This is a genomic window from Microbulbifer jejuensis, assembly GCF_047289955.1.
Lineage (GTDB): Bacteria > Pseudomonadota > Gammaproteobacteria > Pseudomonadales > Cellvibrionaceae > Microbulbifer.
In genome coordinates this window covers 1-8,216 of the sequence record NZ_JBLBUB010000008.1, presented here as the reverse complement: position 1 = coordinate 8,216, position 8,216 = coordinate 1, and the positions used below count along the sequence as shown (strand labels likewise).

Sequence of the window (8,216 nt, the reverse complement as noted above, 5' to 3'; positions counted from 1 at the left end):
TAGTCGGCGTGCGACACCTTGCGGTTGACCGTTCGCCACAAGCTCCGGGCGGTCTGGGACGACTTGTGGCACCGACACCACTTGGTCTCGTTGCGCACGGTGTTCAGCAGGGTCTGGCGGGCCTCGAACACCGCTTGCCAGTTGGCGTTCCACAGCGTGCGGCTGATGGCAGTGGTGGTACCGGTGTGGTTCCAGGCTGGCGACAGGCCGCCCAGGTAGTTGGCCAGTGCATCGATCGCATTGTTGTAGCCGCTCTTGGCAGGGCCAATACCAAAACGATCCGCCTGTGCGTTGAGATCGCTGCGCTCATCGATCAGCTCCTTGTGCTCGCGGATCGCGCGTTTTTTTTCTCCGCCGGTCAGTTTGCCGTCCGCGGCGATATCACCGAGCCCCTGCAGGGCGATCACGGCATCGTTCTGTGCCGCCACCGCCTGCGCTTGCACGTCGTTGAGTTCGCTCAGCGTCGGCAGCTCCTCGCCGTCTGCATGCAATACCTGCCCCACCCCCTGCACGGTCCAGGCACTTTTGGCACCGCCATAAAGGGCGCGCACGGCGGCGCGGGCATTATTGAGATTGGTGCCCAAAGACACCGAGACAGTCAAACGGCGCTCATCAGCCCCCAGGATTTCCGGTGCCCGAATATATTTTGAAGGATCATTCGGGTCGGTGCCGTTGATAATCGCCACCTCGAAGCCGCTCAGCTGGCCGGCGGGGAAAAACTCGGCAAAGGTCCAGGTGATGTCCAGCCATTTTTTTCGCTGCACGGTCGGGCGCCCACCGGGTGGCCGGTAGATACCGTCACGCCAGTCGTCCTCGTAATAACGGCGATGTTTGTAAATCATAGTTTTAAGAAGGCTTGTTGTTACTGATTTGCATGGCGCAATTGCTGGGGCCGGCCGGCAACAGCCCCCGGCCGGTGACGGTGTAAACGTACGGGGAAATCTCGGCGATAGCCTGCTTGCCACCGCCCCAGACATTGACCGACACCAGCTTGATATAAAACTGCTGGCCGATACGGCTCGACGGCAGCGCGTAGCGGAATATCCCCTCGTCCATACGCACAAACCCGCTGCCAGCGGCATGGCTGGTGATCGGTGTGCCGTAGCAGCCGCGCTTGAATTTCTTCAGGTCGTAGGCATCGGCTCCGGTGAGGGTGGCGCTCTGGTAGGCCAGCAGCTCGCCGTCCACCCAGGCCAGGGTCACCAGGTCATCCCGGTCCTCGGCACTGACACTGGACAGCTCGCCACCCCCCTCCAGTTGCACCGCCAGGGTGTTGCTGTTATCGCCCACCCCGCCACTTGGCAGGCTGGCGGTGAGTTCACCGTGGCGCGCGCGGGTATTGATAGCGCCCACCAACTGGTAGCTGGCGTCATCGCGGGAAATCCAGATCTCGCAGCCCCCCCACAGGGCGCCGCCGCTGGTGGCGAGCCAGAGTTCCGGGTCACCGCCGGTGAGGATGGCCGGCGGTTCAAAGATGGCCGGTGGATTGGCATAGCCCGGATCGGCATTCACATCCGGTGCGGTGCCGTCGCCGTCCTGCACCTCGAACAGGGCCGCGTGGGCGATGCCGAAGGGCCACTCCTCCGCCACCACACGAAAGCGGTCCTCGCTATCCTCCTCAAACTCCAGGATACGCACCGGGTGCTGGTCCAGGCCCAGCCCGCGGTCGGTCAGTGTCAGCAGGTCCATGGGCTCCAGCAGCGCATAGCGCAGGCCCAGGTAAAAGGTGTAGCGGTTTTTGGTGTAGATACTGCGCTGCGCGAGAATGCGCGAGAGCTGTTTGGCGTGGCCGGCGCGGGTGATCATACGCAGCGAGCGCTTGGGGGCCTGGCGCACCCCAAACCGTTCCACATCCACCGGGTCCGGCTCTTCCTCCAGACTTTCGTTGTACGCCTGGCGGCGGTCCGAAAACGCCACCGGGTGGCTGTTGTGGGCATCGGAGGCGGATTTGCGCTCCACCTGCACCGGGTCCTCATCGCCGTCCCTCAAAAAATCATCGTCATCGAGGTCGTACAGGGGCGTGACCTCGGGGGAATAACTGGCGCCGTTGCCACTGACCGGTTCATCGCCATAGGGACGGATTTTTAATACCCCGTCAGACCAGACCGCATCGCTGTTGGTCGCGGTAAGTAAATCGGCCACGCACTCCAGTGCCGGCCGCTGCTCCGAAAACCCCGGCGAGATAAAAAACCCCATGGCCCGGCAGTAGTCGTTGTAGTCGGACAGATCGCCAATACGCGCCCTGTCCCAGCCCGCGCCGTAATAGGCGTTGCTGAGAAAATCCGGCAGTACCTGTGCGGGATGTGCGTCACCGCTGAAACCGGTATCGCTGAGGAAACCGGTGATTTCAAAGCTGTAGTTTTTTAAAGCACCGGACTCGCCCAGATCCAGGCGGGGATTGGCCAGCACCGCGGTGCCGGCATAGCCCACCGCTTTGCTGGCGTGCCTGCTTGTGAGCCAACTCCAGGGCGCCTGGCTGCGGTTGCCACGGAAAAAGGTCCAGCCGCTGCCGGTGGCGCGACTGTTCAGGGCACCCGCCGATTTATCCACCCAGCAGCGGCCAATACCCCCGATAGGCCCCTCGGCCAGGGCAAACATAATCGATGCCTCATAATTCCAGGATTCGGTTTTTATGGTGCTCTTGCCACCACCACCGCCGCCCTTGCCGCCACTGGAGCGCTGCTTTTCAACGTGTTTGATCGCCCTGAAATCGTCGTGCCAGATCAGCTTGGCCGCAACCCGGTTCTTGCCATACTGCAGGGTAAGGCCGCTGCCATAGGTGCTGGTCTGCAGCTCCGGCCAGCTGCTCGCCGGCTTCAATGGTGGTGGTTGTGCTTGATCCGCCCATAATGATTCAATCTCAAAAATCAGCTTTAGGTGCCTTTCCAGTTCACCCCTTTATAGGCTTTTGTTTTCGCATCACAGGCTTACACCCGAACTTCTTCCTGGAAACACTTCGGGATTACCTGGGTTGCCCGTGTCTTTTGTTAGAGGTTATGATCGCCAAAACTATTGACGGACCCTTTAACCCGGCGCCACACCAGAAAGATCCCACATATGAATTGTGTAAAATACATACTGATCAGCTCTTTTCTCCTTGCTATTATCGGCTGCTCAAAAGCTGACGTGGATGACGCGAAATTTTCTGATGCGTTTATAGGTATTGCAGAAGAGCCCAAACAGAGAAAAAGAAATCCCTATCTGGCTTACGAACACAGAATTACCATTGCTCTTCATAAAGATGCGATAAAGGGTGTATTCGAAAAAATAACTTCCTATTGCACTAAAGACACCAAAAGCAATTGTGCGATACTTCACTCAAGCTTGGATACCGGAGAGTATTCATCCGGCAATATCCGAATCAGAATTCTGCCAGAGGGCGTAGCTCCTCTTATTAATCTGGCTTCTGAACAAGGGGGGATTGCAAAAAAATCCACTGACGTCGTTGACCTGCAGGATGCCATCATCAATGGCAACAAGAGACTTGAAATGCTCTTGCAGTATCAAGCTCGCTTAGTTGAACTGGAAAAACAACCCAACAGCGATATTGAATCGCTGATAAAAATCGCACAAGAACTTTCAAAAGTGCAGTCGGATATCGAGTACGCGGAAGGGGAAAAGGCAGCATTGCTCCAACGCACTCAAATGGATATCGTGCACATTTCATTAGACACACATTCTTACCTGTCTTTCTGGGGTCCAATATCAGATTCCTTGACGGATTTTGGTGAAAACTTCTCAGAGGGGATATCCGATACCATTGTAGCTGTCGCTTATCTTTTACCCTGGCTCATTCTTTTCATACTGTTACTGTTTGTACTACGGTTTATCTGGCGAAAAACGCGAACTAACCCCAGCAGGTAAAAAATCGACAGGGGCGCTGCACCAAATCCTGATCCGCCAGCGCATCGCCGTAGACCACACCGAGGCCCACATAGCTGTGAATAATGGTGGGCCAGTCCACCACCAGGGCGCCGTGGGCAAAGCTGCGTCCGAACCGCCACACCGCAATATCCCCCGCCTGCCCCGGCCCCGCGATTTCCTGCGCGTGCTGCAATACCTGGCCCAGGTAGCGCTCCTCGCCCCGGTGTAAATGCCAGTCCCGCGGGTAGTCCTCCACCGCGCCGGCCTCGATCACACCCGTTGCGGAAAACACTTCCAGCAACAGCATGCCGCAATCCACCCCGGCACCCTTCACCCGCCCCTGGTGCCGGTAGGGCGTGTTCAGCCAGGTCCTGGCCTCGGCGATGACAGCGGCGCGCTGCGTTGCTGCTATCACCGCGCCTGCTCCGGCACCGGCACATAGGGATAGCCGCGAAAGGGTTGCTGTTATTTTTCGCCGCACACGCGGGCCTGGTGCGATAACAGCCCGGATAAACTTTAAAACTGTCGCCGGATTGCGGCGCAACGCCCAGTGGCATGGACAGGGTGAAGTCGCCCCCAGCATAGGCGCGCACCGCGCGCCGGCTGCCTGCGGCGGGACCACTGGTGATGGCGAGCACACCCAGATCAAAATACTGGTTCGCCTGGCTGAGACCGCTCTTGATCATCTGCCGGGTGGAACCGGTATTGATGGTGCCGGTCACCGTGAGGGCACTGCGGGACAGGCCGCAGCCGGCATCGTAGACGTTATAGGCACAGCCCGGCTTGAGCAGGGTGCGCGGCATGGGCTGGTTTAATTTGTCCAGCTCGGATTTCACCGTCAGCTGCACCTGGTTGCGGCTCGGGTCCACCGCCGCCACCGCCCCTTCGAACATCAGCAGCGCACCGGGGCTGGTATCACCCCAGGTGGGCATATACACCTTCTGCACCTTGACCCGAGCGCCATCGAGGGCGCCGTTGGTGGCGGCGGCCGGCAGTGTGCGCCCCTGGATATGATGGTCGATCCCGGCCTGCGGACTGTCGCCGGTTTTCAGGGTGACATTGAGCACGTCCACTTCGAGTCCCGTTTTCAGGCGGATTCTGTCCCGCTCGATAATCGGACCCGTGTGGCGAAATATTTCGCCGTCGAGGGTCAGGTCGGTATCGCCGGTATTCCAACGATAGATTTCTCCCGTCAGCAGGCTGACAGTGTAGAGGTCAGCAATCAAATAGGTGTTGTTGCCGTTTAACAGGGCAATCAACTGCGCGGAGGCGTTTCGCATACATTCACCGCTTATTTCACTGAAATTAATTCGAGGGATTTGAGTTCCCAGAGCTGGACCAAAAACCGTTCGACATCCAGGTTGTCGCGGAAAAAGCGCACACGGCGGCGCACACCGTCATAGGGGTCGTCGAAGTAAAAGGAATCCCAGCGCCCGTAGTGGTCCTCAAAAAACTGCACCAGCTGCTGTAATTCCTGCAGCGGCGGATCGCTGCGTAAAAACTCATAGCGCAGGCGGTACTTGTAGCGCGGTTCCCGCTGGTAGACTTCGTGCGTTACCCAACGCTTGAAGGGTTTGGCGGTGGGCTTGTCGGAACGAAGCACAACGGTGTAAAGCCCGGATTCATTGATAATATGAACCTCACCAGCTTGACCGCGTAAGTCAAACTTACGCAGTTCGTCATCATCCAGCCGCTGGGCCACTGCGCGGGGATTGGAGAGCTCCAAGACTTCACAAACATCTTTGAGGATAAACCACGGCTCCCCGGTTTCACTTTCTATGACACGAACACCGCGATTATTAAAGTTAAACGGAATGATATTGCTCATACCACCTCTCCTTGCTTTTCTTTAACCAGAAGCTTTCTTTTTCGCCTCTCTCAAAGGCTTCAATAGGTGATTGCTGATCCCGTAGGAGCCAAAGAAGAACAGTACAACAGCCATAAAGGCACCGAACATCAGCGAGGAACTCGCCACCAGCCAAACAAACTTGGCGTACTCGGGCCGGAAGGGCCAGATCACTACCGATGCCAGCACCAGGAACAGCTCAACACGAATGATGGCGATGGCTACCTGCCGGCGGGTCAGGCTGCGCTGAGTGTTTTCGCTCGCTGTACTCCGTGCATGCTCCGTCACGGTGTCGATCAGTTCCCCATACGCAGCCGCCTGCCTAGCCGCCAGCTCGGCGTTATCCCGCACCCGCTCCTGCTCGGTATAAGACAGGTCATTGATAAAGCCGCCGGCACGCACCAGAAGGCCGTGGTCCTTATCCAGAATATCGTCAACGGGCTTCGCATTGCTGCTGAAAATACCTTTAAATGCACCCCAAAAGCTCATAACGGCCTCACTTGGCAATGGTGGTAGGATTGCCACTCCCAATGGGTTTGGGAGTGGGGGCTGGCTTATTGATCTCGCCGGGCGTTGGTGCCAGACTTTTTGGCCTGCTCCCGCACAAATTTGTTGTGCCGGTTGCGTGTAATCACTGCGTACACATTCCACACCAGGCCCAGCATGGCGATAATCACCCCCAGCACCTGCAATGGAGTGGCAGGGCTTTGTGTCAGGCCGACCCCCGCAACTGTTACTGTGGCACTTCCGGCTTCCTGTCCGTTCATGGAGTCACTTTCTCCAGGCGTAAAAAAACCGGCTCAGGGGCCGGTTTGGGTCGTTGCACGGTGGTGGAGGGAGAGCTGGCTAGAAACCCGCCTTTACCCGATTAGCTGTCGTATGCTGGATGTACAAATTGCAATAACGAAGTTCTGCCTTGTATATGTAAAACTTTAACTTCCATCACAACTCCATCGCAATCTTCAAGTTTAAATGGGGTGTTTGTTGCGAATGTTGTTGGTTGCTTTAGACCGCCATTAATTGCGATATTGTCGGCATATAAATATGTGCGATTACCTGTATCAAGTATTGGGTTTAGTCTTCCTTGTAAACCGGGAATATAACCAGTGCTCATGCAGATTACTGAACCTGTACACTCAGTTGCTGCAATCGAAATGTTAATATCCTCACCAGAATCCCAAGATTGGATTATTGCCCCCGGGAATTTTGGATGTGCAACAAGTAGTTGATAGTTTCTTCTCGTAGAGATTGTTAGCTCGGCAACTCCATTTTCATCAGAAGATGCCGACTTAGTTGTGCCATTGTCAGCAATTGCGACAACTGAAGCCCCTTGAATTGGCTCCCCCAAAGAAGATAAAATATTAACAAATGATTTTCGAGTATTTATTTTTGGAATCGATTGTGTTGAGAAAAGTGACTTCCTAACTCTTTCTGAAGGAATTGTTAAGCCGCTATTTATAAGCTTCCTGTGTATTATTTTTACAAATTCTTCTGGAGATTTGCTAGATATATCGATATAGCCTGTCGTTGGAAGAATCCCTGGAATCGGTGTTTCATCAAACCTTACAGGAAGTATATATTCCTGGTTCTCTTGAAAAGCCCTAGCTTGCATGGCTTGTCGTTCATGATTTGCCCACAACTTTTCAGAATAGTTATCAGAGATAAACATGATTGTATAGAGAGCTTTATTCCTATAAATCTCAGTAAGGTAATCGTATAAATTTTTACCCCAGAGATTAGCTTCCTCAAATAGGTCGTAGAACACTTTTACACCTGAGTCACGAAGAAGATTCGCAACTTGATCTACGTATTCTCGATCCTCCCCAGCAAAAGAGAGGGCAATTTCAAATTCTTTAGTGTTACTCATGACTCTCCTTAGACAGCTAACGCCGCTCACATAGGCGGGCGCTTTTCAGCACATCCTTTTGCTGGACTTGGTTATGTTTTGGGCGTTTCATTGGAACTACTTATTTGCAGTTTTATAGCCTTGACTCTAAAACTCTTTGCATCGGTGTACCATAAAAACTATTTTGATTCCGGGTTTGATGATTTTTTCTTTTTCCCGAATATTCCTATCCAGAATAGCCCCTCGAAAACTACCCCGAGAATGACAAACACTATGCCCCCTACGGGAACACCGAACAGGTAGCAAGCTATTGCTGCAAAGAAGCAAGCAACGATGAGTATCACCCTAAATATCACGCTCATCAAGCATTTCTCTCTCTGATTTTTTGGAAACACATAACATTTATATTTATATACTGATCACCATGGCCACTATTATCCTGATTACTGTGTCGGAATCAATTCTGCGCCGTTTACCCACAATCCGCCTTGAAAAATAGCTACTTACATGGACTGAGTTATAACCGAATCTGGTGTTTGAGGGTTTGAAAGAAAGCAGCGTATCTGGTTGATTTGTTGTCGCCAAACAGTCAACCAACCAGGAATACGCTGCTATGGATAAGAATACCGTTGTTGAGTTTGCAGGTCGACATGAGACAGT

Annotated in this window: 9 protein-coding genes; 1 reads left to right on the top strand and 8 read right to left on the bottom strand. The window is 54.3% G+C overall.

Annotation, left to right across the window (positions count from 1 at the left end; all coding sequences use genetic code 11):
• Both ACL7TT_RS06700 and ACL7TT_RS06695 read right to left on the bottom strand, forming a co-directional pair.
• Positions 1-842: hypothetical protein (locus ACL7TT_RS06700; protein WP_413394146.1), on the bottom strand; the 842-nt coding region annotated here is incomplete at its 3' end.
• A 4-nt stretch (positions 843-846) separates the two neighbouring features.
• Positions 847-2,820, bottom strand: coding sequence for a phage tail protein (locus ACL7TT_RS06695; RefSeq protein WP_459564485.1), 1,974 nt, complete (start codon positions 2,818-2,820; stop codon positions 847-849).
• A gap of 237 nt (positions 2,821-3,057) precedes the next feature.
• Between ACL7TT_RS06695 and ACL7TT_RS06685 the strand changes: the two genes are divergently transcribed.
• The gene (locus ACL7TT_RS06685; protein ID WP_413394142.1) at positions 3,058-3,864 is read left to right on the top strand and encodes a DUF4349 domain-containing protein; all 807 of its coding nucleotides are present in this window, start codon (positions 3,058-3,060) and stop codon (positions 3,862-3,864) included.
• Here the strand turns inward: ACL7TT_RS06685 and ACL7TT_RS06680 are convergent.
• The 6 genes from ACL7TT_RS06680 to ACL7TT_RS06655 all read right to left on the bottom strand — a co-directional run bounded on the left by ACL7TT_RS06680 (position 3,774) and on the right by ACL7TT_RS06655 (position 7,918).
• The gene (locus tag ACL7TT_RS06680; RefSeq protein ID WP_413394140.1) at positions 3,774-5,144 is read right to left on the bottom strand and encodes a DUF2163 domain-containing protein; all 1,371 of its coding nucleotides are present in this window, start codon (positions 5,142-5,144) and stop codon (positions 3,774-3,776) included. The two genes, ACL7TT_RS06685 and ACL7TT_RS06680, sit on opposite strands and share 91 nt — an antisense overlap.
• Positions 5,145-5,155: 11 nt before the next feature.
• Positions 5,156-5,692, bottom strand: coding sequence for a BRO-N domain-containing protein (locus tag ACL7TT_RS06675; protein WP_413394138.1), 537 nt, complete (start codon positions 5,690-5,692; stop codon positions 5,156-5,158).
• 21 nt (positions 5,693-5,713) lie between these two features.
• Positions 5,714-6,199, bottom strand: a complete 486-nt coding sequence (locus ACL7TT_RS06670; RefSeq protein WP_413394136.1) for a hypothetical protein — start codon at positions 6,197-6,199, stop codon at positions 5,714-5,716.
• Positions 6,200-6,264: 65 nt separating this feature from the next.
• Complete coding sequence (locus ACL7TT_RS06665) at positions 6,265-6,477, bottom strand: hypothetical protein (protein WP_413394134.1); 213 nt, start codon at positions 6,475-6,477, stop codon at positions 6,265-6,267.
• A gap of 101 nt (positions 6,478-6,578) precedes the next feature.
• A complete protein-coding gene (locus ACL7TT_RS06660; RefSeq protein ID WP_413394132.1) occupies positions 6,579-7,577 on the bottom strand; it encodes a TIR domain-containing protein in 999 nt (332 codons plus the stop codon).
• Positions 7,578-7,735: 158 nt separating this feature from the next.
• Complete coding sequence (locus ACL7TT_RS06655; protein ID WP_413394131.1) at positions 7,736-7,918, bottom strand: hypothetical protein; 183 nt, start codon at positions 7,916-7,918, stop codon at positions 7,736-7,738.
• Positions 7,919-8,216: the final 298 nt, after the last annotated feature.